Origin of the sequence: Terribacillus saccharophilus (assembly GCF_002272745.1) — a bacterium.
Classification (GTDB): Bacteria; Bacillota; Bacilli; order Bacillales; family Amphibacillaceae; genus Terribacillus; species Terribacillus saccharophilus_B.
On record NZ_NPBD01000018.1, the window covers coordinates 41,468 to 66,207 of the forward strand.

23 protein-coding genes and 1 other annotated feature are annotated in these 24,740 nt (G+C 43.6%); of the genes, 19 read left to right on the forward strand and 4 right to left on the reverse strand.

Translation table 11 applies throughout. The features are described from left to right. The first annotated feature begins 138 nt into the window (after positions 1 to 138). The 6 genes from mnmE to CHH58_RS16415 all read left to right on the forward strand — a co-directional run bounded on the left by mnmE (position 139) and on the right by CHH58_RS16415 (position 6,970). Positions 139 to 1,515 carry a tRNA uridine-5-carboxymethylaminomethyl(34) synthesis GTPase MnmE gene (gene mnmE, locus CHH58_RS16390; protein ID WP_095230478.1) on the forward strand — a complete coding sequence of 459 codons (1,377 nt, stop codon included), beginning with the start codon at positions 139 to 141 and terminating at the stop codon, positions 1,513 to 1,515. A gap of 18 nt (positions 1,516 to 1,533) precedes the next feature. Beyond that, complete coding sequence (gene mnmG, locus CHH58_RS16395; protein ID WP_095262862.1) at positions 1,534 to 3,420, forward strand: tRNA uridine-5-carboxymethylaminomethyl(34) synthesis enzyme MnmG; 1,887 nt, start codon at positions 1,534 to 1,536, stop codon at positions 3,418 to 3,420. A gap of 21 nt (positions 3,421 to 3,441) precedes the next feature. Then, positions 3,442 to 4,158, forward strand: a complete 717-nt coding sequence (gene rsmG / locus CHH58_RS16400; RefSeq protein ID WP_095230482.1) for a 16S rRNA (guanine(527)-N(7))-methyltransferase RsmG — start codon at positions 3,442 to 3,444, stop codon at positions 4,156 to 4,158. A gap of 219 nt (positions 4,159 to 4,377) precedes the next feature. Then, positions 4,378 to 5,229 (forward strand): nucleoid occlusion protein, encoded by an 852-nt coding sequence (noc, locus tag CHH58_RS16405; protein ID WP_095230484.1) that lies wholly within the window; start codon positions 4,378 to 4,380, stop codon positions 5,227 to 5,229. A 147-nt stretch (positions 5,230 to 5,376) separates the two neighbouring features. Beyond that, positions 5,377 to 6,159: a ParA family protein gene (locus CHH58_RS16410; protein ID WP_095230485.1), complete on the forward strand. Its 783-nt coding sequence runs from the start codon at positions 5,377 to 5,379 to the stop codon at positions 6,157 to 6,159. Further along, complete coding sequence (locus CHH58_RS16415) at positions 6,131 to 6,970, forward strand: ParB/RepB/Spo0J family partition protein (RefSeq protein ID WP_095234590.1); 840 nt, start codon at positions 6,131 to 6,133, stop codon at positions 6,968 to 6,970. The genes CHH58_RS16410 and CHH58_RS16415 overlap by 29 nt, the downstream gene beginning before the upstream one ends. 57 nt (positions 6,971 to 7,027) lie before the next feature. On the opposite strand, the gene yyaC is transcribed toward CHH58_RS16415, so the two are convergent. Continuing rightward, positions 7,028 to 7,621: a spore protease YyaC gene (gene yyaC, locus CHH58_RS16420; RefSeq protein WP_095230487.1), complete on the reverse strand. Its 594-nt coding sequence runs from the start codon at positions 7,619 to 7,621 to the stop codon at positions 7,028 to 7,030. 86 nt (positions 7,622 to 7,707) lie between these two features. On the opposite strand from yyaC, the gene CHH58_RS16425 reads away from it, so the two are divergent. The 8 genes from CHH58_RS16425 (at position 7,708) to CHH58_RS16460 (ending at position 14,189) form a co-directional block, all read left to right on the forward strand. Continuing rightward, the gene (locus CHH58_RS16425) at positions 7,708 to 8,727 is read left to right on the forward strand and encodes a YkvI family membrane protein (protein ID WP_095233565.1); all 1,020 of its coding nucleotides are present in this window, start codon (positions 7,708 to 7,710) and stop codon (positions 8,725 to 8,727) included. 50 nt (positions 8,728 to 8,777) lie between these two features. Then, a complete protein-coding gene (locus CHH58_RS16430) occupies positions 8,778 to 9,698 on the forward strand; it encodes a mechanosensitive ion channel family protein (RefSeq protein ID WP_095230489.1) in 921 nt (306 codons plus the stop codon). After that, positions 9,691 to 9,897: a DUF951 domain-containing protein gene (locus tag CHH58_RS16435; protein WP_038562615.1), complete on the forward strand. Its 207-nt coding sequence runs from the start codon at positions 9,691 to 9,693 to the stop codon at positions 9,895 to 9,897. Before CHH58_RS16430 ends, CHH58_RS16435 begins: the two co-directional genes overlap by 8 nt. A gap of 333 nt (positions 9,898 to 10,230) precedes the next feature. Then, positions 10,231 to 11,331, forward strand: coding sequence for a redox-regulated ATPase YchF (gene ychF / locus CHH58_RS16440; protein ID WP_095220688.1), 1,101 nt, complete (start codon positions 10,231 to 10,233; stop codon positions 11,329 to 11,331). 145 nt (positions 11,332 to 11,476) lie between these two features. After that, entirely contained in the window at positions 11,477 to 11,767 is a 291-nt protein-coding gene (rpsF, locus tag CHH58_RS16445; RefSeq protein WP_095220687.1) for a 30S ribosomal protein S6, read from the forward strand. Between the two features lie 12 nt (positions 11,768 to 11,779). After that, a complete protein-coding gene (ssb, locus tag CHH58_RS16450; RefSeq protein ID WP_095230490.1) occupies positions 11,780 to 12,277 on the forward strand; it encodes a single-stranded DNA-binding protein in 498 nt (165 codons plus the stop codon). A gap of 20 nt (positions 12,278 to 12,297) precedes the next feature. Then, a complete protein-coding gene (gene rpsR, locus CHH58_RS16455; protein ID WP_038562624.1) occupies positions 12,298 to 12,528 on the forward strand; it encodes a 30S ribosomal protein S18 in 231 nt (76 codons plus the stop codon). A 230-nt stretch (positions 12,529 to 12,758) separates the two neighbouring features. Continuing rightward, positions 12,759 to 14,189: an MDR family MFS transporter gene (locus CHH58_RS16460; protein ID WP_095230491.1), complete on the forward strand. Its 1,431-nt coding sequence runs from the start codon at positions 12,759 to 12,761 to the stop codon at positions 14,187 to 14,189. A 28-nt stretch (positions 14,190 to 14,217) separates the two neighbouring features. Here the strand turns inward: CHH58_RS16460 and CHH58_RS16465 are convergent, their stop codons facing one another. Further along, a complete protein-coding gene (locus CHH58_RS16465; protein ID WP_095261507.1) occupies positions 14,218 to 14,937 on the reverse strand; it encodes an NAD-dependent protein deacylase in 720 nt (239 codons plus the stop codon). Positions 14,938 to 15,101: 164 nt separating this feature from the next. Continuing rightward, positions 15,102 to 15,335 (forward strand) — a binding site (T-box leader). Positions 15,336 to 15,419: 84 nt separating this feature from the next. On the opposite strand from CHH58_RS16465, the gene CHH58_RS16470 reads away from it, so the two are divergent. Next, the gene (locus CHH58_RS16470) at positions 15,420 to 16,577 is read left to right on the forward strand and encodes a pyridoxal-phosphate-dependent aminotransferase family protein (RefSeq protein ID WP_095262863.1); all 1,158 of its coding nucleotides are present in this window, start codon (positions 15,420 to 15,422) and stop codon (positions 16,575 to 16,577) included. A 2-nt stretch (positions 16,578 to 16,579) separates the two neighbouring features. Next, on the forward strand, positions 16,580 to 18,163 hold the full coding sequence (gene serA / locus CHH58_RS16475) for a phosphoglycerate dehydrogenase (RefSeq protein WP_095234585.1): 1,584 nt from the start codon (positions 16,580 to 16,582) through the stop codon (positions 18,161 to 18,163). A 31-nt stretch (positions 18,164 to 18,194) separates the two neighbouring features. Here the strand turns inward: serA and CHH58_RS16480 are convergent, their stop codons facing one another. Together CHH58_RS16480 and CHH58_RS16485 are read right to left on the reverse strand one after the other, a co-directional pair. Beyond that, positions 18,195 to 19,511 (reverse strand): APC family permease, encoded by a 1,317-nt coding sequence (locus tag CHH58_RS16480; protein ID WP_095230495.1) that lies wholly within the window; start codon positions 19,509 to 19,511, stop codon positions 18,195 to 18,197. 204 nt (positions 19,512 to 19,715) lie between these two features. Further along, positions 19,716 to 20,531 (reverse strand): histidinol-phosphatase, encoded by an 816-nt coding sequence (locus CHH58_RS16485; protein ID WP_095230496.1) that lies wholly within the window; start codon positions 20,529 to 20,531, stop codon positions 19,716 to 19,718. Positions 20,532 to 21,304: 773 nt separating this feature from the next. Between CHH58_RS16485 and CHH58_RS16490 the strand changes: the two genes are divergently transcribed. The 3 genes from CHH58_RS16490 to rplI are packed head-to-tail and all read left to right on the forward strand — an operon-like array spanning position 21,305 to position 24,690. Further along, positions 21,305 to 22,243 carry a YybS family protein gene (locus CHH58_RS16490; RefSeq protein ID WP_170937671.1) on the forward strand — a complete coding sequence of 313 codons (939 nt, stop codon included), beginning with the start codon at positions 21,305 to 21,307 and terminating at the stop codon, positions 22,241 to 22,243. A gap of 36 nt (positions 22,244 to 22,279) precedes the next feature. Then, positions 22,280 to 24,247: a DHH family phosphoesterase gene (locus CHH58_RS16495; protein ID WP_095233573.1), complete on the forward strand. Its 1,968-nt coding sequence runs from the start codon at positions 22,280 to 22,282 to the stop codon at positions 24,245 to 24,247. Continuing rightward, positions 24,244 to 24,690, forward strand: coding sequence for a 50S ribosomal protein L9 (gene rplI, locus CHH58_RS16500; RefSeq protein ID WP_095230499.1), 447 nt, complete (start codon positions 24,244 to 24,246; stop codon positions 24,688 to 24,690). Before CHH58_RS16495 ends, rplI begins: the two co-directional genes overlap by 4 nt. Positions 24,691 to 24,740 lie beyond the last annotated feature (50 nt).

Below are 24,740 nucleotides of genomic sequence, written 5' to 3' on the forward strand. Positions count from 1 at the left end.
GATGTCACTAAATTTTCATGTGGATATCTTTCTTTTTGATAGACACCTGTGCTATTCTTATAAGTTAGTGAGTACAAACTTAATCATAGCGTTATGCTGTGGATAAATAGATAAGAAAAGATAGAAAGAGGTGAAGAAATGCAGAATGATACAATAGCCGCGATATCGACTCCTGTTGGAGAAGGAGCCATCGCCATTGTTCGACTTAGTGGGGCTGAAGCGGTGGAGATCGCTGCAAGCCTTTTTGATGGGAAAAAGCTGACCAACGTACCAAGTCATACGATTCATTATGGTAAGCTCATCGACCCGGCAACCGGAGAGGTTGCAGAGGAAGTGATGGTGTCTGTTATGAAGGCGCCGAAAACATTCACACGGGAAGATGTTGTTGAAATTAATTGCCATGGCGGTCTAGTCTCCGTGAACCGTGTGCTTGAACTAGCATTGCAGGAGGGAGCACGGCTGGCAGAGCCTGGTGAGTTCACCAAGAGGGCCTTTCTTAATGGCCGTATCGATCTTTCACAAGCAGAAGCTGTTATGGATCTGATCCGTGCGAAGACCGATCGGGCGATGAATGTTGCTCTTAATCAGATGGAGGGCAGATTATCCCGTTTAATCCAGAAGCTGCGCCAGGAATTATTGGAAACAGTAGCGCATGTTGAGGTGAACATCGATTATCCGGAGTATGATGATGTGGAAGAGATGTCCCACAATATGATGATCGAGAAAACACAATATGTGTATGAAGAAATTGAGAAGCTGCTCGAAATGGCTAAGCAAGGAAAAATCCTCCGGGAAGGGTTGGCCACGGCAATTATTGGCCGTCCAAACGTCGGAAAATCTTCTTTGATGAATGCTCTTGTGCATGAAAATAAAGCTATTGTTACAGAAATAGCCGGTACGACACGCGATATCATTGAAGAATACGTCAATGTACGCGGCGTACCATTGAAACTGGTTGATACGGCCGGAATTCGTGAAACGGAAGATATTGTGGAACGAATCGGTGTGGAACGCTCCCGTCAGGTTTTGAAGCAAAGTGACCTTATTTTGCTTGTGTTGAACTATGGAGAAGCATTGTCTGACGAGGATCGTCAATTATTCGAAGCTGTTACCGGTCTTGATGTTATTGTTATCGTCAATAAAACGGATCTCTCCCAGCAAATTGATTTGGAAGAAGTTCATAAGCTGGCAGGCGGCCGTCCGGTCATTACGACTGCATTGATTGATGAAAAAGGAATCGACGAATTGGAGCTTGCTATCAAGGATACCTTCTTTGCAGGGGAGATTGATGGCGGCGACTTGAGCTATATTTCAAATGTACGGCATATCCAGCTTTTGAAGCAGTCATTATCATCGCTTCAGGAAGCGATGAATGGCATCGAAATGCAGATGCCGATGGATATCGTCCAAATAGATGTGACAAGAACGTGGGAATTGCTCGGTGAAATCATCGGAGATACCGTGCATGAAAGTTTAATCGACCAACTGTTTTCACAGTTTTGCTTAGGAAAATAAAAAAAGGAGAGAATGAACATGACATACGATGCTGGGCATTATGATGTCATCGTCATAGGTGCAGGACACGCCGGCTGTGAAGCTGGTGTAGCAGCAGCGAAAATGGGTGCTAAAACCTTAATGCTGTCGATGAACCTTGACATGACAGGATTCATGCCATGTAATCCATCCGTCGGCGGACCTGCAAAAGGTGTCGTTGTGCGCGAAATCGATGCACTTGGCGGCGTGATGGGAAAAGTAATTGATAAAACGTATATCCAAATGCGTATGCTTAACACTGGAAAAGGTCCTGCTGTTCGTGCATTGCGAGCTCAAGCGGATAAACCGCTATATATTACAGAAATGAAGAAAACATTGGAAAGCCAAGAAAACCTGACGATGCGTCAAGCAATGGTAGACCGTTTAATCATTGAAGATGGTGTCTGCAAAGGCGTCATCACTGAAACGAAAGCTGCTTATTACGCAAAAACAGTAGTAATCACGACTGGAACATTCATGCGCGGACGCGTTATCATCGGAGATATTTCCTATGAGAGCGGTCCGAACAACCAGCGTGCATCTATTACCTTGTCAGAGCATCTTGAAGAACTTGGTTTGGAAATGGTACGGTTCAAAACGGGCACACCGCCACGTGTAAACAGCCGTTCTATCGATTATTCCAAAACAGAAATTCAGCCAGGAGACAAAGAACCGCTTGCGTTCTCTTATGAAACAACAGAATTCATTACCGATCAAATCCCATGCTGGCTGACTTACACAAACGAATTTACACACAATGTTATCAACGAAAACCTAGGCCTATCTGCTATGTATTCCGGTATGATCAAAGGAACAGGGCCACGCTACTGTCCGTCTATTGAGGATAAAGTTGTCCGTTTCAATGATAAACCGCGCCACCAGATCTTCTTGGAGCCGGAAGGACGCAATACAGAAGAGGTATATGTGCAAGGATTGTCTACTTCCTTACCAGAATACGTCCAAAAAGAGATGCTTCAAACGATCCCTGGTTTAGAAAAAGCTGAAATCATGCGCGCCGGCTATGCAATCGAGTATGATGCAATGGTACCGACACAGCTATGGCCAACTCTGGAAACGAAAAAAATTCCTGGTCTTTACACAGCGGGACAAATAAACGGTACATCCGGTTATGAAGAAGCATCTGGACAAGGTATCATGGCAGGTATTAATGCCGCTGCGAAAGCATTAGGCAAAGAACCAGTTATTTTGGACCGTTCCCAAGCTTACATCGGTGTTATGATTGATGACTTGGTAACAAAAGGAACAAATGAGCCTTACCGCCTGCTAACATCTCGTGCGGAATACCGTTTACTGCTTCGTCATGATAATGCCGATATGCGTCTGACTGAAATTGGATATCAAATCGGCATGATCAATGAAGAACGCTACGCGCGCTTCCTAGAGAAAAAACGTCTGATTGAAGAAGAACGGAACCGTTTGGAAGGAATTATCATTAAGACAGAGCCGCATGTACTGGAGTTGATGGAAGAAGTAGAATCCGTCATGAAGGAAGCACAGCGCGCATCCGATCTATTGAAACGTCCTGAGATTAAATACAGCTTGCTGGAGAAAATTGTTCCAGCAGACAAAGATCTTCCTGCGGATGTAAAAGAGCAAGTTGAGATCCAAACGAAGTATGAAGGCTATATCAAGAAATCAATGCAGCAAGTAGAACGTATGAAGCGTATGGAAGATAAGAAAATACCAGATATCATTAATTATGATGATGTCAGCGGACTTGCAACAGAAGCACGTGAGAAACTGAAAAAAGTCCGCCCGCTATCTGTTGGCCAGGCTTCCCGGATTTCCGGTGTAAACCCAGCGGATGTCTCCATCCTGCTCGTATTTATCGAACAAGGTGGTCACACGAAAGCCGCGAATCAATAATCTGTCGAAAAGAGGTACAGGATGAACCAAGCAGATTTTCTACAACAATTGGATGAGCAAGGAATTACATTATCCGATCAGCAGCAAAAGCAGCTGGAGGATTATTTTCATCTATTAGTTGAGTGGAATGAAAAGATGAATTTAACAGCAATTACGGAAAAGGGAGAAGTGTATTTAAAACACTTCTATGATTCCATTTCCGCTGCTTTCTTCTTTGATTTCAAAGGAGACGAAAGTATTTGTGACGTCGGAGCAGGAGCTGGATTTCCATCTATCCCGCTAAAAATAGTCTTTCCGGAGCTGAAAGTGACGATTGTCGACTCCTTGAAGAAGAGAATTACATTCCTCAATGAGCTTGCATCGAAGCTTGGCTTATCCAATGTCGCTTTTTATCATGACCGAGCAGAGAATTTCGGGAAAAATGAGTCTTTCCGAGAATCTTATGATTTGGTCACGGCAAGAGCAGTAGCTCGGATGTCCGTACTGTCAGAGTTGTGTCTGCCGCTTTGCCGGACAAAAGGTCATTTTATCGCTATGAAAGGACCTAATCTGGAAACGGAGCTTCGAGACGCGGAACCGGCAATTCAATTGCTGGGCGGTGAATTGGTTGAAAGCTATACCTTCGATCTACCAGAAGAAGGCGGAGAGCGAAATATAGCTATTATTGCCAAACGTCGAAAGACACCGAAGAAATATCCACGTAAAGCAGGGGTTCCAAACCGCGAGCCGATCGTTTAAAACAGAAGAAAATTAGTGAATGAAGTACCATACAAGCTTACCATTCTCAACCAATCTATGATAAAATAGTAGATAAGGAACTGGCTCGGCTTATGTAAGCGCAGCAGCTTCTACTTTAGAACTGCTGCGCCTTTTTATACATGTTTCACGTGAAACATTTACTATTCCTTATGTACCTGCTTGCTAGATTAGGATTGTAAAAAAAGGTGGTGTCTGAGGATGTTACACCCGTTCAGCCGTATTTTTGGGCTAGGTGATAAATCGGATTCAGCAGAAACGGAAAACGATGCGCATAAGGATGAAGTATTAAACCTTCGGGTACAGGATATTGTCCCGAACCAATACCAACCAAGAACTGTTTTCCAAGAGGATAAGATCAAAGAGCTTGCACAGACAATTCGCACACATGGCATCATCCAGCCAATTGTTGTTCGGAAAAATTCTGAAGGCAGCTATGAATTGATTGCAGGAGAGCGTCGCTGGCGTGCAGTGCAGTCCTTAGAATGGGAAACAGTGCCTGCCATCATCCGTGAAATGTCGGATACAGAGACGGCCTCTGTAGCACTGATTGAAAATCTGCAGCGTGAAGAGCTGACTGTTATCGAAGAAGCACTCGCATATGAACGTTTATTAGAGTTGCATTCTTTGACCCAGGAAGCATTGGCGCAGCGTCTCGGAAAAAGTCAATCAACTATTGCCAATAAGATGCGTCTATTAAAACTGCCAGAATCTGTGCAGCAAGCATTATTGGCAAAGAAAATCACAGAGAGGCATGCTCGTGCGCTTATTGCTCTAAAAGATGCAGAGAAACAAGAATTGATTTTGCAGGAAATCATAGATAAAGAATTAAATGTAAAAGAGACAGAGGCACGCATCGCCCGAATAGTGAACGCCCAGCCGAAAAAGAAACGTCCGAAGCTGAAGGGTATTAACAAGGATATGCGCATTGCCATGAATACAATCCGTCAATCACTTTCCATGGTTTCCGATACCGGTATCAACTTGGAAACAGAGGAAGAAGATAAGGACGATTACTACCAAATTACGATCAAAATACCGAAAAAATCTTGAATAAGGCTCTAATAGTATACCCATCTTGCAGAAAGATGGGTTTTTATATAGGAAAAGGGAGCTAACTTTTCAAAATCTTGAATTTATCCGTCGGTTTCTATGAAAAGATGATAGAATAAATGTATTGAGTTTGAGGTAGGTGACACCATGGGCAAAGTAATCGCTATAGCAAATCAAAAAGGCGGCGTAGGGAAGACAACTTCCAGCGTCAATTTGAGTGCTTGCCTGGCTTTTTTAGGAAATAAAGTTTTGCTAGTAGACATTGATCCGCAAGGAAATGCTACAAGCGGTGTTGGTGTAAACAAAGCAGATGTCGAAAATTGTGTATATAACGTCCTAGTTGAAGATATGGAAGCCGAAAAAGTCCTTATATCAACTGCTGTTGATAATTTAGATGTCATTCCGGCTACTATTCAGCTTGCAGGAGCCGAGATCGAGCTAGTACCTACGATCTCAAGAGAAGTCCGTCTGAAAAAGGCGATTGATAGTGTGAAAGACAATTATGATTATGTCATCATCGATTGTCCGCCTTCTTTAGGATTGTTGACTTTGAATTCGCTGACAGCGGCAGATACTGTCCTTATCCCAGTTCAATGCGAGTATTATGCATTAGAAGGGCTAAGTCAGCTATTGAATACGATTCGCCTTGTACAAAAGCATTTGAACAAGCATCTAATGATTGAAGGCGTATTGCTTACGATGCTTGATGCCCGGACAAATCTTGGTATTCAAGTTATTGAAGAGGTAAAGAAATATTTTCAGGATAAAGTGTACCAGTCAATCATTCCAAGAAATGTTCGGTTGGGAGAAGCACCTAGTTATGGTCAGCCAATCATTATTTACGATCCGAAGTCGCGTGGTGCAGAAGTTTATTTAGACTTAGCAAAGGAAGTGATGGCGCATGGCCAAAGGGTTGGGGAAAGGTCTTAATGCTTTCTTTCCAGAATTGGAAATGAAGGAAGAAGATCAGATTCAGGAAATTGCAATCAAGGAATGCCGGGCGAATCCATATCAACCGCGCAAAGTCTTTTCTGCAGATGCAATTGAGGAATTGTCGCAATCGATTCAGGAATATGGCATCCTGCAGCCACTCATTGTCCGTAAGAGCATAAAAGGCTATGAAATTGTTGCGGGAGAAAGAAGATTTCGTGCAGCTAAAGCAGCGGGTCTGAAAAAAGTGCCTGTCATCGTCAAGTCATTGGATGATGAGAAGATGATGGAACTTGCCTTGCTGGAAAACCTTCAGAGAGAAGATCTCACGCCGATTGAAGAAGCACAAGCTTATTCCAATCTGATGAAGGAATTGGATATCACACAGGAGATCTTAGCAAAACGCTTAGGAAAGAGCCGCTCTCATATAGCGAATCTTGTTCGTCTATTGACGCTGCCTCCTGAAATCAGTGATTTAATCAATCATGGAGAACTATCAATGGGTCACGGGCGTGCCCTATTGGGATTAAAAGATAAAAAGAAATTGCAGTCGCTAGTCGAGAAAATACGGAATGAATCGCTGAATGTCCGGCAAGTAGAGCAACTCATCACCAAGATGAACAATAACCTTCCAGAACCTGAGAAAAAGAAAGCTATAAAGGATATTTTTCTTGTTCAGACTGAATCTCAGCTGCGGAACCAATTTGGAACGGATGTAACAATTCATCGTGGTAAGCGAAAAGGAAAGATTGAAATTCAATTCTTTTCCGATGAAGACTTAGAGAGAATATTAAGTGTATTGAATAGATAAAAGCCAACGGGAGCTTATGCTTCTGTTGGCTTTTTTGTTTGTTCCACGTGAAACATGTCAATTTTCAGCAGCTGTTGTGTCGGGTGATAGTATAGGAACTTGTTTGCGATCGACGGCAATCAGTAGGGCGCTGATTTTATAAGCAATCTGCATGACAAGATGCAAGCGAGTATTTTGTAACACAAAATACTCCATATCGCCGCTGGCATTTACGATTCCAGTTATTTGGGCATCTCCAACTGCTGGAAGATTTTTTTTCAATGCAGCACCCGGACGAAGAGGTGTAGGAGAAACGATAATGGAACCTATGGAAGTGGTCCTGCCTAAGCAGGCATCAATTGCAATTATATAAGCATTCGGATGTTTTTCCGCTATCATTTGCAGACGTTCAACCAGATTGACTGCATGCACAGGCGATTCCAGCGTCCCATAAACATGAAGCCTGTTTAATGGTTTTTCCGTCAAAAATGAACCTATAATGGGTCCTAAAGCATCACCAGTCGAACGATCCGTACCGATGCAAAGGACAACAATCTCTCGGTCATCAGGAATCCATGAGCTGATTGTTTCATAGGCTTTACTCATAAGAAGGGGGTCTTGATAGTCGCAGCGGAACTCCTTTTTTTTCGTAAATATTCTCTTCAGGCTCATAGCTTATCCTCCATACACATATTGGTAATAGTATATAGCTTTTCTACTTTTTCTATACGTGTTCATATGAAATTGGAGGGACTGTGATGTGGGCTGCAGGGCTGAAATGGATGTTTTTAATATTGGCGACGTTAATAGGAGCTGGATATGCTTCGGGAAGAGAAATCTGGCAATTTTTCGGCTATGAAAGTGGACTGGCTATCATCATATTCACCGTTTTATTTACAATATGCAGTTATGTAATCCTGCATATTAGCTTCACCGAAAGAAGCGCGCATTACTTTCCGGTACTGGAGCGGCTTGTCGGCAAAAAGTTGGCTGCTTTTTATGATGTGCTGATTGTTTTCTATTTATTTACAGTTACAGTTGTTATGATTGCAGCCGGTGGTGCTACCGGAACGATGTATCAGATTCCGAATTGGTTGGGCATCCTCTTCATTGCGTTAATGATTATCCTGATTTTTACATCCAATGTAGAAGGTGTCGTTTCGATGAATAGTTATATCCTTCCTATCCTAGTCGGAGGTCTGGTTCTTGTCCTTGTCGTCTATACCCGGCATGAACAGATCAATCTGCTGCAGGATTGGCGTGAACAGGCAAATTGGCAAGCGGCATTCCCGTTTACCGCACTGAACATTCTGCCTGTTGTTGCAGTTATCGGTGCGATTGGTAAGCAAATGAAAGGGAAGGGAGAGTTATGGATTGCGAGTATCGGCAGCGGACTTATCATTGGTGCGCTTACGTACTTATACAATAATGATTTGATGCATATCAGTCATGCAATTCCACATTATGATATCCCGTTGTTCTATATTTTGAAGAACTATCCCTCTATTGTGCTTATTTGCATCAGTATTGTGTTATGGCTTGCTATCTATACTTCTGCTGTTTCCGGAGTTCTGGGCATTGTTTCACGATTTCAAACAAAATGGAAGGGACCGCTCTGGCTGCAAGCAGCTGTGCTTGTCTTACTTATGCTGCCGCTCACACAGCTTGGTTTTACAGACTTGATAGCTTTGATGTACCCGATTTTTGGCTTTGCTAATCTTTACATCCTCTCCGCCATTCTTGTATATCCAATACTAAATCGATACAAAATGAAATAGAAAACTGATAATATATAAAGAAAACAAATGGACGAGGAGATACGCACATCATGAATGTAGAGGAGCAGTGGACCAGTATTTACGACTATTTTACGAGTGCCGAGCTTTGGACCAGCCTCGGATTAGCAGCGTTTAAAATTGTCATGATCATTATATTATCTATGGTTGTCGCTCGTGTAGCCAATAATATAGTGGAGAGGACTTTTCATAATTCCTTTAGAGAAAAAGCGAAATTAAAGGCTCCTCTCGTATCAGAACGCCGAGAGAATACATTGAAAAAGCTAATCCAAAATGTAATCACATATGTAGTGTATTTCACCGCTGTCGTGATGGTGTTATCACAGCTTGGATTAAACATTGGAGCATTGATTGCGAGTGCCGGAGTTGCTGGTTTAGCTATTGGCTTCGGAGCGCAGAACTTAGTGAAGGATGTTATCAGCGGTTTCTTCATCATTTTCGAAAACCAGTTTTCAGTAGGAGATAATGTTCAGACAGCTGGAGTGCGGGGAGATGTAGAAGAGATTGGGTTACGGACATGCAAGATTCGTAACTGGACAGGTGAACTGCATATTATACCGAATGGAAATATTACACAAGTGACAAACTTTTCTGTGCACAACAGCTTGGGAGTATTAGATATCAATGTACCTTACGAAGCGAACTTGCAAGTAGCAGAAGAGGTCATCATGCAGGTGCTGCTGGAGATGCCGGCTGAATATCCTGAGATACAAGCAACTCCGCAGCTTTTAGGCGTTGAGACATTATCAACTTCTCACATCGTTTTGCGAGCAATTATTGAAACTTTGCCAATGCAGCATTTTGGTGTGGCAAGGGAAGCTAGAAATCGTATTAAAACAAAACTATTAGAACGTAATATCAGTATTCCAGCTCCAAGGCTGGTCATGTATAATAAACAAGAAGCAGAAGAGCTTATGCAGGAAAGCGTTGTAAGGGGGAATGCTCGTGAGTGACAAAGTCTATCAGCTTAATGATGTGGTACAAATGAAAAAAGCCCATCCATGTGGCGAGAATCGCTGGAGGATTATCCGGTTGGGAATGGATATCCGAATTAAATGTGAAGGCTGCGGTCATAGCGTGCTTATTCCTCGGAAAAAATTCGAGACAAAAATGAAAAAAGTTTTGGAGCATGCTGAAGAACCGACAAACTAAAATATGCGTTTCACGTGAAACATAGAAGTCTGTCTGATGTTGTCATCGGAAGGACTTCTTTTTTTCTATGTAAGAAATCATTTTTTAAATATAAATAAGTATAGAAATGGCAGAAATACACACATAATTTTGCTGTTTTATAAAGAATAGTGTACTCTAGAAGTACGTATGTTTACTTGGACAAAGTAAGGGCAAGCTGGCATGATTTTACGTAAGTCAGTTACCGGTACTGCCCCATCTTCCCTGCCTTTGGGCGGAGTGTTCAGTAAGCAGATCTATTTTGGCCGGCTGTACGATAAAAGCTGCCAGGACACTTAAGGAGTGGAAGATTACATGGCTTTAACAGCAGGTATTGTCGGATTACCAAACGTCGGTAAATCCACATTGTTCAATGCGATCACACAAGCAGGAGCGGAATCTGCAAACTATCCGTTCTGTACGATCGATCCGAATGTCGGCATCGTAGAAGTCCCGGATTCACGTTTAAATAAATTGACTGAACTGGTCAAACCGAAAAAAACTATCCCGACTGCATTTGAGTTCACGGATATCGCTGGTATCGTGAAAGGTGCAAGTAAAGGGGAGGGACTAGGAAACCAGTTCCTATCACACATCAGACAAGTAGATGCAATCGTTCACGTAGTGCGCTGCTTTGATGATGAAAATATTACGCATGTATCTGGGAAAGTAGATCCTATCGATGACATCGAGACGATTAATCTAGAATTGATTTTTGCAGATCTTGATTCTGTCAACAAACGTCTGCAGCGTGTAGAAAAACTTGCGCGTCAAAAAGACAAAGACGCTGTTGTAGAGCAAGAGATACTGTCCAAAATTAAGGATGGATTAGAGAATGAGCTACCAGCACGTGCGCTGGAATTCACAGATGAACAAAGTAAGATTGTGAAAGGCTTACACTTGTTGACAAGCAAACCAGTCTTATATGCTGCTAATGTGAGCGAAGAAGAAGTAGCAGATCCATCTGCGAACCAGAATCTTGTAAAAGTACAGGAGTTCGCGGCAAACGAAGGTGCGCAGGTTATTGTTGTTTGTGCGAAGATTGAATCTGAAATTGCAGAGCTTGAAGGAGAGGAAAAAGAAATGTTCCTCGAAGAGCTAGGTATTCCGGAGTCAGGTTTGGATCAGTTAATTAAGGCATCTTACAGCCTGCTTGGGCTGGCAACTTACTTTACGGCTGGTGAACAGGAAGTTCGTGCTTGGACGTTCCCTATGGGCTATAAAGCTCCTCAGACAGCTGGTATCATCCATAGTGACTTTGAAAAAGGATTCATTCGCGCAGAAACTGTTTCCTACGATGATTTGGTTGATGCTGGTTCTATGAGTGTTGCAAAAGAACGTGGGAAAGTTCGCTTGGAAGGAAAAGAGTATTTGGTGAAAGATGGAGATGTTATGCATTTCCGTTTCAACGTGTAAGGTCGGATCCTCAATTTGTAAATATGCGGAATAAACTTGCTTAACGGCAGATAATTTGCTATAATTCATCATTGTGAGTAATTAAGATTACTCCTTGCTCTTATGAAAGATAAGAGCCGTTAAGTCCAAAAGGAGGTGCAAACGGATGAGAGAATACGAAATCATGTACATCGTCCGCCCAGATATCGAGGAAGAAGCTAAAACTGCTCTAGTTGAGCGTTTCAACGGAATCCTAACTGATAACGGTGCGGAAATCGTGAAAGTTGACGAGAAAGGCAAGAAACGTCTTGCTTACGAAATCAACGATCACCGCGATGGCTACTACTTCATCATTAATCTAAAAGGCAATGAAGCCGCTATTAATGAATTCGACCGTCAAGCGAAGTTCTCTGATGATATTATTCGTCAGATGGCTATTCGTCTAGACGAGAAATAAGGAGGGGTTCTGATGTTAAATCGTGTCGTACTTGTCGGCAGATTAACCAAGGATCCGGACCTGCGTTACACACCAAATGGAGTGGCAGTTGCCAACTTTACCTTAGCAGTAAACCGTCCTTTCTCTAATCAGTCAGGCGAACGTGAGGCAGATTTCATCAACTGTGTTGTATGGAGACGTCCAGCTGAAAATCTGGCGAACTTCATGAGCAAAGGAAGTCTGGTTGGCGTAGATGGCCGTGTCCAAACGAGAAGCTTCGATAATCAAGAGGGTAACCGTGTATATATAACGGAAATTGTTGCGGATAGCGTACAATTCCTCGAGACCAAAGGTGGCTCTCAAGGAGGCGGACAAGGTTCTTCTGGATACCAAAATCAGAACTCGAACTTCAACAACAATAACAATAACTTCAATAGCAACAACAACAATAATAATCGAAATAACGACCAGGATCCTTTCCGTGATAAAGGTGAACCGATTGATATTTCTGATGATGATCTACCATTCTAATCTAAGGGAGGCAATCTGATATGGCAGCACGTCGTGGTCGCGCTAAGCGCAGAAAAGTATGTTATTTCACAGCAAATGGCATCACTTACATCGATTACAAAGACGTTGATTTGCTTAGACGTTTCATCTCCGAGCGTGGAAAAATTCTTCCTCGCCGTGTGACTGGAACTTCTGCAAAATACCAACGTAAATTGACAATCGCTATCAAACGTTCTCGTCAAATGGCTCTATTGCCATACGTGAGCGAGTAATTATGAAGAAGGCATCATCCTTATGGATGATGCCTTCTTATATATATTTTAATAGGTATATAAATATCACGCGACCCTAATTAGAGGGTCTTTTTTTAATGTCGAGTTTTCAGAATTTAATTAATTTGATAATATGTGCCTGTTACGAACAAGATGCTTGAATCTCATAGCAGAACTTCTATAATGGAAAAAGTTGATTCTTAATCTGACAGAAGGAAAGGAGCATCTATATGGCTGCTACTACACAAACAATCGACAAGCACGTGCAAGTGGAAAACCGTATTCCGTTAATCATTGTCTTAATGGTGGGGAATTTCATTGCATTGATAAATGAAACTGTTATGAATGTCGCTTTGCCCAATATAGAAGAAACCCTTGGAATCCAAACGACGACTGCGCATTGGCTTTCTACAGGGTATATGCTGACGATCGGTATTCTTATTCCGATCAGTGCTTATCTAATGCAGCGTTTTACAACGCGGCAATTATTGCTGACTGCACTATCGTTTTTCTTTATAGGAACGCTGATTGCCGGTTTTGCTCCTAACTTTTCAATTCTGTTACTCGGACGTGTGATTCAAGCTTCTGGTTCGGGGATTATTATCCCGCTTGTAACAACTGTGATCATCACGATCACACCGCTCGCTAAGCGCGGTTCGATGCTTGGTTTGCTCATGGTAGTGATATTGTTTGCGCCGGCGATTGGTCCTGTATTTTCTGGTCTTGTAGTTGAACAGGCTTCTTGGCGATTTGTGTTCATCAGTGTATTGCCTGTAACACTTGTTTTGCTTGGCTTTGCAGCTTATTATGTTCGAAATGTGCTGGAGACGAAGCGTACAAAAATCGATATTCTATCTGTCGTGCTGGCAGTGATCGGTTTTGGTTCAATCGTTATCGGATTCAGCAGTGCTGGTGCAGAGGGATGGACAAGTCCACTAGTGCTGGGGGCTTTATTAATTGGGCTAGCAGCGATTGCATATTTCGCTTATCGTCAATTTAATTTGGAGACGCCGATGCTTGATCTGCGCCCATATAAAAATAAAAATTTCCTGATGGCAATTCTGGTGACAATTACAGTTATGATGTGCTTCTTTGCGGCGATGATCCTCTTGCCTATATTCATGCAGGATGCTTTAGGAATTAGCGCATTTGATTCTGGTATTGTCCTGTTCCCGGGCGGTATCATGATCGCAATCATGGCTCTGCTCACAGGCCGACTTTCCGATCGATTCGGACCTAAACCATTTGCTATCACTGGGACAGTACTTCTAGTTGCGATGATCGGGTTGATGACGACAATTTCAACTGATACGACAATGCTGCAGTTCACGTTGCTGTATGTTGGATTTACGTTTGCAATCGGCTTGATTTTGACACCGATGACGACATTAGGTCTAAATCAATTAACAGAAGAGCTCTATTCGCATGGCAGTGCTTCTCTGAATGCCTTTAACCAAATCTCTGGAGCAATTGGTCCGGCTCTGTTCATTACCTTGATGAGCGGCGGCAGCCAAGCTGTAGCTTCTCAAAGTGCCGATCAGGCAATGACAGCAGGTTTACAGTTCGCTTTTACCATTGCTGGAGCCTTCGCTGTAGCAGCGGTCGTATTCGTACTCTTAGTCAAACAATCCAAACCTGTTCACCATTATCAATACGAATAAAAAATAGCGAGCTCCCATATGGAGCTCGCTATTTTTGCAGCTGCTGTACGATTTTGGAAAGATCATCATGAATGACAAGATCAAATAGGTCATCCATCACTGTAGGTTCCCGATTAATCAAGATAGATGGCTTTCCTAGTGATTTGCTGTATTCGGGAAGAATGTTGAATGGACTGACGAGCAGAGACGTTCCTAGTACAAGAACGAGCTCGCTCTGCTGAATCGCGTATTCTGCTTTGTCATGCTCGGTAATCGGATCACCAAACAAGACAACATCTGGCTTCAGCACATGCGCACATTTCTCGCAAACAGGAGTTTCTGCTGCCAATAGGTAAGGCAAGTCATAGGAACTGCCGCAGTTCGGACATGTGGCACTATTCAACGTGCCGTGGTATTCAATGACATGTTCGTTGCCAGCAAGGGTATGAAGACCGTCAACATTCTGGGTGATGACAGTGATTTGTTTTCCGTTTACCTCTAGATCTCTGAGATAGCGATGAACATGGTTCGGACCATAATCCTTAAGCAGCTTTACTCGGAAAATATCCTTATATTTTTGCCAGAAATCTACGGGATCCTTATAAAAATAGTGATTGGAAATATAGTATTCTCGGGCCTTATCTGCAGTCCAAAGACCATTGGTGGAGCGGAAATCAGGAATACCGCTGGCTGTAGATACGCCGGCTCCGGTCAGGATCGCCACCGATGAGGCATTTGCGATCATTTTGGAAGCTGTTTCCAAATGCATAGTTCATACCTCCAGCAAAATTATTATTTTTTCAAGTATAGCAAAAAAGCCAGAAGGAAGCAGATTACAGCGAAATCCGAACAATCCGATTTGCTATAATTATTAGAAAACGTATTGACAATAGCTGTGTGTCTGCTATGATAAATAAAAAATTGAACCAAAACACAACTATATTGATGAAGATCATACCTTTGATCGTGATTATCCAAGAGAGCTAGTGGCTGGTGTGAACTAGCATAATCCGTCAAAGGGCAGCACTTCTGAATAGGCAGACTGAATTGAGTAGGTTTGTCCGGCATATGCCCGTTACGCATAGCTTCAACGAAGGCTGTCGTGTGTAAGCAGACAGTGAAAAAGGGTGGCACCGCGTGAGTAGATCCAAGCTTTTCGCCCCTTACTTATCAGGTAAGGGAGCGGAAGGCTTTTCTTATGGGCTCTTTTACCTGTGAAGATATCTTACAATCCAAGGAGGAAAAGAAATTATGTTACCAGATCAACTTTTACTACGGATTCCAGGACCATCACCAATTCCGCCAAGTGTACAGCGCGCAATGAGTCAGCCGATGATCGGCCATCGCAGTGCGGAGACAACTGCTTTGCTGCAGCGGATTAAGCCTAAATTGAAGCCCGTATTCGGTACAGAACAGGATGTACTGCTTGTGACTGGCAGTGGAACCGCTGGACTGGAAGCAGCAGTTGCCAACACTTCCAAGCCAGGAGATGAAGTGCTGATTGTAGTTGTGGGGGCATTTGGTGATCGGTTTGTGAAGATAGCTCAAGCATATCAGCTTCAAGCCCACCGTTTAGATGTGACATGGGGAGAAGCAGCAAATCCGGAGGATATTAAGACATTCTTGAATAAACATCCGGAAATCAGCTCTGTCTTTGTTACGTATTGTGAAACGTCCACAGGAGTACTGAACCCAATCAAAGAAATTGCTGAAGCGGTGCATGAAGTATCGGAAGCTTTGGTCATCGTTGATGGCGTATCCTGTGTGGCAGGTGTTGAAACCGAATTTGATAAATGGGGTATCGATATTTTGGTTACAGGTACGCAGAAGGCATTCATGCTGCCTGGCGGTATGTTCTTTGCAGTAGTAAGTGGCCGGGCATGGAAAGTGATTGAAGCCAATCCTCAGCCACGATTCTATCTGGATCTGACAAAATATCGTGATGGTCTGGAAAAAGACAGTACACCGTTCACGCCGGCTTTATCCATATTGTTCGGACTGGAACAAGTGCTGATATTGCTTGAGGAAGAAGGGCTGGAGCAGGTGTATGCAAGACATCGTCTGATGCGGGATATGACACGAGCTGCATTCCGTGCATTAGATGTACCGCTGCTTGTAGAGGATGCGTATGCTTCTCCGACAGTTACGGCGATCAAACCGGCAGATTTTAATGCTGAACAGCTGCGTAAGCAAGTGAAGCAAGACTTCAACTTGGCATTTGCAGGCGGTCAGCAGCATATGAAGGGTGAAATTTTCCGGATCGGTCATATGGGATATTGCTCTCCAGCAGATGTGCTGCAGGTGATTGGAGCAGTGGAAATTGGCCTTGTGAAGATTGGCAAACAAGTAACATTGGGTGCAGGAACGGCAGCAGCACAGCAAATCTACTTGGAACAAGGAGCGAATTGAACATGACTTACCACGTACTAATCAGTGATCCATTAAGTGAAGAAGGCATGGCACCATTAACGGCAGCAGATGACTTTGCTGTCACAGTAGATACTGGCCTGACTGAAGCAGAAATCATCCAGAAAATCAGTAATTTTCATGCACTGCTCGTCCGCAGCCAGACAACTGTTACACGGGCGATCATGGAAGCTGCACCGAATCTTAAAGTAATCGGACGTGCCGGTGTTGGGGTGGATAATATCGATTTGGAAGCAGCGACAGAGCTTGGCATAGTCGTTGTCAATGCGCCGGATGGTAATACGAATTCTGCTGCGGAACATACAGTGGCGATGATGATGTCACTTGCGCGCAACATCCCACAGGCATTCCTTGCATTAAAAGAAGAACGCTGGGAGCGCAAGCAGCATATCGGTGTTGAATTGAAGGGCAAGACGCTTGGAATTGTCGGTATGGGCCGGATTGGAGCAGAAGTGGCTTACCGGGCTAAGGGTCAGCGTATGGATGTGATTGCCTATGATCCATTCTTGACGAAAGACCGTGCGGATAAGATGGGGATTGGCTATGGAACATTGGAGGAAGTTTTCGCTGCGAGTGACTTCCTGACGGTTCATACGCCATTGCTGAAAGAAACACATCATATGATCTCCACTGAAGCGTTCGCACAGATGAAAGATGGCGTGCAAATCATGAACTGTGCCAGGGGCGGAATCATTGATGAAGATGCTTTGTATGAAGCAATTATTAGCGGTAAAGTAGCTGGAGCAGCACTGGATGTGTTCGAAGAAGAGCCTGCCGTTCATCATAAGCTGCTGGAACTGTCACAGGTTATTGCCACACCGCATTTAGGCGCGAGCACAGTGGAAGCACAGGAAAACGTTGCGATCGATGTCAGCAAGGATGTAATGCAGATTCTTCAAGGAGGGCAGGCGATTCATCCGGTTAACTTCTCCTCCATTTCTCCGGAAGTCATGCGAAAAATTCAGCCTTACTTTGATCTTGCTGAAAAGCTCGGAGCCTTCCTGGCTCGGACTATGCCAGATGCAATCGAGGAAGTGACCGTCTATTATGCGGGAGATCTGGCAGAACAAGAGGTTGCTCCATTGACACGAAATACGGTCAAAGGATTGCTGCAGCGGTACCTTGGAAATGTGAATGACGTTAATGCGATACATTTAGCCAAAAAACGAGGTATTACAATCAATGAGCAGAAGACTTCTACGACACGAGGATTCACTAGTCTGGTAACAGTAGAAGTGAAATCGGCGACGGTGACGCACCAAGTTGCAGGCACACTTGTCAATGGCTTGGGTGCCCGTATTGTGAAGGTGGATGACTATTATGTCGATGTCACGCCTGCCGGCCATATGTTGCTCGTCCGGCATAAAGACCAGCCAGGAGCAATCGGCCGGGTAGGTACATTACTTGCTAAATACGCAGTAAATATCGCAACGATGCAGGTAGGGCGCTCAAATGAGGGCGGCGACGCAATCATGATGCTTACGGTCGATAAAGAACCGCAAAAAGAAGAAGTTGAAGGATTGAAACAGCTGGATGATATTTTTGATGTAACAGCTATCACGATATAAAAAAAGCGAGCAGACATAATCTGCTCGCTTTTTAGCGCCGTTTAGCTTTCAACATATAAAATATCGGTAGACCGATGACTGCTATTCCAATAGATAGAAGGCAGCTAAGGAAGTCAGTGAACAGTGTACTGATCAAGACAAACAAAGAGCCTGCAATCGCTGCAATCGGGATGAATGGATAAAGCGGCACACTATAAGCGCGTTCTTTTCCTTTATTACGTTTCCGCAAGATGAAAACAGCATAAAAAGCGAGAACATAGAACATGTAGATTGTGAATATGCTGATTTCAGAAAGCTTATCAGGATTGCTGACAAGCATGAAGATGACAGATAGAACAAGTTGCAAAATGACTGCTACCCAAGGTGTATGCAAGGTAGGATGCACCTTTTTCAACAAATTCGAGAAGGGCAGCTGACCGCGTTCAGCCATCGCGAACGGAATACGCGGGAATGTCAGGATTTTACCATTAAGGCAACCGAAAATACTGACGATGATACCCAAGCTTACGATAATTTCTCCAGCATCACCTAGGACAAGCTTAGCTGCTGTACTGGCTGCATTTGTGTTCAGACTGACGATTTCTGCTGCAGGCAGGATATAAAGCATGGCGGCGTTGATAAACAGATAACAAGCTGTCACGATCAAAATACCGCCGATCATCGCTTTTGGCAATGTCTTTTCCGGATTCTTCATTTCGCCGCCCATGGAAGCAAGCATGATCCAGCCATCATAAGCGAACAATGTGGCTAATATGGCAGCGCCAAAGTTTATATCGGAAATGGCTTCCGGTACTGCACTGAAAAAGTCCGCATCGCCTTTCCAAAAGCCGAAGACAACTATGAGCAGGATTGGAAGCAGCTTGCCGATTGTCGTAACAAGCTGTACGGCACCTCCAAGTTTTGTGCCTAATATATTTATGATACAAAGGAACACGACACTTGCAATACCAACGGCAGCTGTCCATTTTGTACCCCAGCCGAACAAATTGACCATGAGCGTTCCGAAGTAGAGTCCGAGAGCTCCGATGATGGCTGGTCCATAAAGAATCGTTTGTACCCAGCCGCATAGGAAGCCCCAAAGCTCACCATATGTTTCCTCTAAGTAAGCATACAAACCGCCAGTCTTCGGAATTTGCACACCTACTTCAGCAATGGTCAGACCGCCAGCGAGTGTCAGCAGTCCGCCGATCAACCAAGCGAGCATGGCAATTTCTGAACTGCCAGCATGACTTAGCACAGGTCCTGGTTTCATAAACACACCAGAGCCGATGATAGTACCTACTACAATGGATAAACCTAGAAATAGTCCAATTTCCTTCTTTAATGCTGTGTTCTCTGGTTGATTCATGATGTCACTCCTTATCGTCGCAGCATACTGCATTCCTTTAGTGTAGTAATGAAGATATGTAGTTCATTATAGGAAATGTGCCTGCGAATTGAAACTAGAAAAAGTATTCTGACTTGTAAGGGTTTTATCACAAAATAAAGGAGCTTGCAGCAATCTGCAGCTCCTTGGATAGTGTCTCCGTACAAAGGGTAATTATGCGATTGTTCAGCCTAGCGGCATTGCTTTGCGCTGGCGTTTTTCGAATGTCTGGATTTCGGTATAGCCGACCTGTTTGGCAAGCTCAAGTGCCTGTTGGTATGCATAACCTACATGCTTCGGTGCATGAGCATCAGAGTTTATCACGATTCCGACACCAGCGTCATAGCATTTCTGCAATAAAACGGGATCCGGATATATTTCCCCGACCGGCTTCCGTAGACCAGCTGTACTAATTTCGATACACGTATCATTTTCTGCGAGCGCTTTGACGACTCGATCATATTCTCCTTCGACAAAGTCTTGATCGTCTGGCTTATAGCCGAAAATTTTAATCAAATCAATATGGCCGACAAAGCTGAATAGCTTGGACTGAGCAAGCGTGATGATCTGATCATAATAATCACGATACGCCTGCTTTAAATCACGTTTTTCATATTCTTCTTTGAAAATATCCAGATCGATTCCCCATTCACGAATCCAGTGTACGGAGCCGACGACATAGTCGAAAGGATGCTGATCGAGGAATTCTGCCATTTCGGCTTCTTTACCAGGTGTATAATCCATTTCGATCCCCATCTTTACGGGTAGTCCAGCTTGTTTAATTTCTTTGAAAAAAGCGAGATAATCCTCGAAATGAAGTGTCCGGCGGTTTTCTACCCACGGATTGGTAAGGATTTTATTTGTTTCCTGAAAGAAGTAAGCATGCTCTGAAATGCCGAATTCCTCAATTCCATTTTCTTTAGCCGCGTTAAGATATTCTCGGATATAATCTAAAGTGAACGAACCTGTCTCTGCCATATGTACATGATAATCTGTCAACAAAACGTCCCACTCCTAACAGTTAAGTTAAAAATAGTGTGACATATTCTGCAGAATGTTCCAAGAGTGGATTTCACAGCCAGCACCCTAAAGGGTTTGTGCGCCTTTTTATGAACTCCTGTAAAAATAAAAAAGCTCCGCCTTAACAGGAAGAGCTTGCCTGGGATATGGAATTAGAAGATAGAGTGCAAGTAACCGCCGATGCTGCTGATTAAAAGAGTTGCTGCGAGAATCGCATTGAAGTGACTATTTTTCATGGTGTTCCTGTCCTTTCCGTAGTTTGAATTGTTTTATATTTACCCGCTTTTTTGTGTATATAACCTGTTCTGATCTTGGAATAATCATAGCATGCAAGAATCTTGTACTTCATCTTGATTCAGTAGAAAAATTGTGTAAAAAGTGTGGAATAGAAAAATCGACTACATGCTTGTCGCGATGCAGCCGATTTTGAGGTTCGTCTCATTAGTGGATAATGAGGTATGTAGTATGTAGTGCTAAACCCGTTGTAAGGTTGTCTCACTATTATAAAGGCTCATTTCGGAAAAATAAACAGGTAAATTAAGATATTCACAAAGTAAGTTGCTGATGGGACTATCTTCACGGCGAATCATTTGTTTGAAGACTTTCTTTCGGGTATAATCGTAGGGTAGCATTTTTTCGGATGAACGGCTTTTCATACGTCTTCGTCCATTACAAACGAACTAAAAGCACAGCCTATGCAGCTGTGCTTTTTCTACAATTGCAAGACTACATATTTAAATGGGGTGTCACGATTCATGAATAATGCTCGAAAAATGACGGAAGGGGCTATACTTGGAGGGATATATCTCGTACTGTTGCTTATCGCAACATACGCACCAGTGATCAATATTTTGGCCATGCTTGTTATGCCGGTGCCGATCATCCTCTATTGGATACGCCATGGTTTCAAGCCAGGTGTCTACTTTGCTCTTGCCATCCTGCTCTTTTCCTTCATTGGAACGCTTGCTGGCTTCTTCCTAACGATTTCAGTCGCTATTGGAGCTGCAGCGTCGGGTTATTCCCTTCATCACAAGCAATCGACATATGAAGCATTATTAAAAGGAGCAGCAGGATACGCACTTGGATTCACCATATTCCTGGCAGGAACGCAATTTATTTCAGGAATAAACATGATTGATGAGGTTCAAAACAGCTATCAGGCTACGCTTCAGTCGGTCCAATCTGAGGTAGATACAGTTGGGGTAACGGTGTCAGATGCCCAATGGGAGCAGGTCAATGCTATGTTTGATTATATCATGGTGTTGATTCCGACAATGATCGCTGTCTTCTCCCTGTTGTATGCTTTCATCACACAATGGCTGGCCCAGAAGATCCATAATCGTCAGAGTAAAGATAAGATCCTTTATCCGCCATTCCGCCGGTTCAACCTGCCGGTCATCGTATTATTCATCTATTTTATCGGTTCATTCGCTCGCTGGTTCGAAATAGATCCGAATGGATGGTTCTATCCGATTGTTGCCAATGTCACGGAGCTTGCCGGAATTCTGCTTGTACTGCAAGGTTTTTCGTTCTTCTTCTATTTTGCCCATCACAGGAATCTGCCGAAGGTACTGCCGATTCTTGCGGTCATACTATCGGTCCTTTTCGGGACAGTACTGCTGTATCTTGTGCGTATTTTGGGTATAATTGATGTAGGATTCAGGCTGCGGGAACGGATGAGCAGCAAAAAGTAGCATGGTCGCGGAATTTAGGTTTAGGAGCTGACATATATGCCAGAGATATTTAAAAAACCAGCATTAAGTAAGCATTTGATCGTGACATATGTACTTGCTGTCATCCTGCTTATTTGTGTATGGTTTTATGAATGGAAGCTTGGGCTGCCGCTGACAGTGCTACTGGCTCTGTCTTTCTTCTACAGTATACTGACTGAACAGAAGATGCAGGACCAGACGGAGGAGTACATTTCAACAATGTCCCACCGTGTGAAGAAGGTTGGCGAGGAAGCGCTCTTGGAGATGCCGATCGGGATCGTACTGTACAGCGAAAATTACCAGATTGAATGGACAACACCTTATATGAACAGGTTTGCAGAGGACACACTTGTTGGTGCCCCGCTGGATGACTTGTCAGGTGCCTTGATACCTGCAATCAAGGATGAAAAAAATGAGGTTTGGATTACGCTTGATGATTTTGATTTCCTAACAGTGATCAAAAAGGAAGAGCGGCTTTTGTATTTATTCGATCGGACGAAGCAGCTGGAAATTCAGAACTTATATAATGAAGAACAAACAGTTCTAGCTATCATTTTTCTCGATAACTATGAAGAAATGACCCAGAATCTTGATGACACAGCGAAAAGTCAGATCAATTCTCGTGTAACAGCTCAGTTGAACGAGTGGTCCCGCCAAAAAGGTCTCTACTTAAAGCGTACATCTCAAGAAAGATTTCTGGCTGTACTCAATCAGCGCATTTTGAGAGAACTTGAGAAGACAAAATTTGAGATTCTTGATGAAATTCGCGGGTTGATAACAGATCAGAATATACCGATCACGCTTAGTATTGGTGTCGGCGCTGGCGGGCAGACATTACCAGAGCTTGGAGAACTTGCCCAATCTAGTTTGGATTTGGCGCTAGGGCGCGGCGGAGACCAGGTTGCCATCAAAGGTGAAGCCGGCAAGGTGCGTTTCTATGGCGGCAAAACGAATCCGATGGAGAAACGGACCAGGGTTCGGGCACGTGTTATTTCCCACGCACTGAAGGAATTGGTTAAGCAAAGTGAGCAGGTTCTCATCATGGGGCATAAAGCGCCGGATATGGATTCTATCGGAGCTGCCATCGGAATCTTGAAAATTGCAGAAGCAAATGATATTGTCGGGCATATTGTGCTTGATAAGCAGGATATTACAGGAGTTTCTAAGCTGATGTCAGCCATTCAAAAGGATGAAGAGCTTTGGGAACAATTCATCAGTCCAGAAGAAGCGCTCGATCGGGTAACTAAGAACACACTTGTTGTCGTTGTCGATACGCACAAGCCAGTAATGGTAGCTGATGATAGACTGCTCAGCAAAACGGAGCATGTTGTTGTAATCGATCACCATCGCCGGGCAGAGGAGTTCATTGAGAAGCCGACGCTCGTTTATATGGAACCATATGCCTCCTCAACAGCAGAACTTGTGACAGAGCTATTGGACTATCAGCCTAAGAAGCTGCGATTGTCCACCTTGGAAGCAAGTGCATTGCTCGCGGGAATTATCGTCGATACGAAAAGCTTCACGCTTCGTACTGGTTCACGAACATTCGATGCTGCATCAAATCTTCGCTCCAAGGGCGCTGATACGGTGCTGGTCCAGCGTTTCATGAAAGAGGATCTGGATACGTATGTAAAACGGGCGCACTTGATTGAGAATACGGAGCTCTATAGGGAAGGTATCGCAATTTCTGCCGGTGAAAAAGGGCAGGTATTCGGGCCGGTTGTCATCGCTCAAGCAGCAGATACATTGCTGACGATGGATGGTGTGAGTGCAAGCTTTGTAATTTCTGAGCGGGAAGATGGGCGTATTGGAATCAGCGCCAGATCACTTGGGCAAGTGAATGTTCAGGTGATCATGGAGAGGATGAATGGCGGCGGGCATTTGACCAATGCCGCTACACAGATTTCTGACACAACTGTAGAGGCAGCGAAGAAAGAGCTGCAGCTGATCATTGATGAATATGTTGAAGGGAGAAAAGAAGAATGAAAGTAATTTTTACGGAAGATGTAAAAGGTAAAGGGAAAAAAGGACAAGTAAAAGAAGTGCCAGATGGTTATGCACGGAATTACTTACTTAAAAATAAATTAGCTGTACCAGCTACAACAGGTAATGTTAAGGTACAGGAAGCAAAAGATAATAAACAGCATCAGCTTGAACTCCAGGAAGTGGAGGATGCGAAGAAACTGCGTGAAACGCTTGCTAATCTTACAGTAGAAGTAAAAGCGAAATCCGGAGAAGGCGGCCGTCTATTCGGATCCATCACAAGCAAACAAATCGCTGATGAGCTGAAAAAAGCGCATAAAATCAAATTGGATAAACGGAAAATCGAATTGAGCGAGCCGATTCGGGCACTTGGATACCGTGACTTGGATGTGAAGCTGCATCCGGAAGTAACGGGTAAGGTGAAAGTCCATATCAGCGAGCAATAATTTTTTTCCAACAAAATACTAGCAGTTTTCCATCCCCCTTTTGACACAAA

Excerpts from the sequence above, each read along its gene's own strand:
- mnmE (WP_095230478.1), top strand. The coding sequence starts at position 139 with ATGCAGAATGATACAATAGCCGCGATATCGACTCCTGTTGGAGAAGGA.
- mnmG (WP_095262862.1), top strand. The coding sequence starts at position 1,534 with ATGACATACGATGCTGGGCATTATGATGTCATCGTCATAGGTGCAGGA.
- rsmG (WP_095230482.1), top strand. The coding sequence starts at position 3,442 with ATGAACCAAGCAGATTTTCTACAACAATTGGATGAGCAAGGAATTACA.
- noc (WP_095230484.1), top strand. The coding sequence starts at position 4,378 with ATGTTACACCCGTTCAGCCGTATTTTTGGGCTAGGTGATAAATCGGAT.
- CHH58_RS16410 (WP_095230485.1), top strand. The coding sequence starts at position 5,377 with ATGGGCAAAGTAATCGCTATAGCAAATCAAAAAGGCGGCGTAGGGAAG.
- CHH58_RS16415 (WP_095234590.1), top strand. The coding sequence starts at position 6,131 with ATGGCCAAAGGGTTGGGGAAAGGTCTTAATGCTTTCTTTCCAGAATTG.
- yyaC (WP_095230487.1), bottom strand. The coding sequence starts at position 7,621 with ATGAGCCTGAAGAGAATATTTACGAAAAAAAAGGAGTTCCGCTGCGAC.
- CHH58_RS16425 (WP_095233565.1), top strand. The coding sequence starts at position 7,708 with ATGTGGGCTGCAGGGCTGAAATGGATGTTTTTAATATTGGCGACGTTA.
- CHH58_RS16430 (WP_095230489.1), top strand. The coding sequence starts at position 8,778 with ATGAATGTAGAGGAGCAGTGGACCAGTATTTACGACTATTTTACGAGT.
- ychF (WP_095220688.1), top strand. The coding sequence starts at position 10,231 with ATGGCTTTAACAGCAGGTATTGTCGGATTACCAAACGTCGGTAAATCC.
- rpsF (WP_095220687.1), top strand. The coding sequence starts at position 11,477 with ATGAGAGAATACGAAATCATGTACATCGTCCGCCCAGATATCGAGGAA.
- ssb (WP_095230490.1), top strand. The coding sequence starts at position 11,780 with ATGTTAAATCGTGTCGTACTTGTCGGCAGATTAACCAAGGATCCGGAC.
- rpsR (WP_038562624.1), top strand. The coding sequence starts at position 12,298 with ATGGCAGCACGTCGTGGTCGCGCTAAGCGCAGAAAAGTATGTTATTTC.
- CHH58_RS16460 (WP_095230491.1), top strand. The coding sequence starts at position 12,759 with ATGGCTGCTACTACACAAACAATCGACAAGCACGTGCAAGTGGAAAAC.
- CHH58_RS16465 (WP_095261507.1), bottom strand. The coding sequence starts at position 14,937 with ATGCATTTGGAAACAGCTTCCAAAATGATCGCAAATGCCTCATCGGTG.
- CHH58_RS16470 (WP_095262863.1), top strand. The coding sequence starts at position 15,420 with ATGTTACCAGATCAACTTTTACTACGGATTCCAGGACCATCACCAATT.
- serA (WP_095234585.1), top strand. The coding sequence starts at position 16,580 with ATGACTTACCACGTACTAATCAGTGATCCATTAAGTGAAGAAGGCATG.
- CHH58_RS16480 (WP_095230495.1), bottom strand. The coding sequence starts at position 19,511 with ATGAATCAACCAGAGAACACAGCATTAAAGAAGGAAATTGGACTATTT.
- CHH58_RS16490 (WP_170937671.1), top strand. The coding sequence starts at position 21,305 with ATGAATAATGCTCGAAAAATGACGGAAGGGGCTATACTTGGAGGGATA.
- CHH58_RS16495 (WP_095233573.1), top strand. The coding sequence starts at position 22,280 with ATGCCAGAGATATTTAAAAAACCAGCATTAAGTAAGCATTTGATCGTG.
- rplI (WP_095230499.1), top strand. The coding sequence starts at position 24,244 with ATGAAAGTAATTTTTACGGAAGATGTAAAAGGTAAAGGGAAAAAAGGA.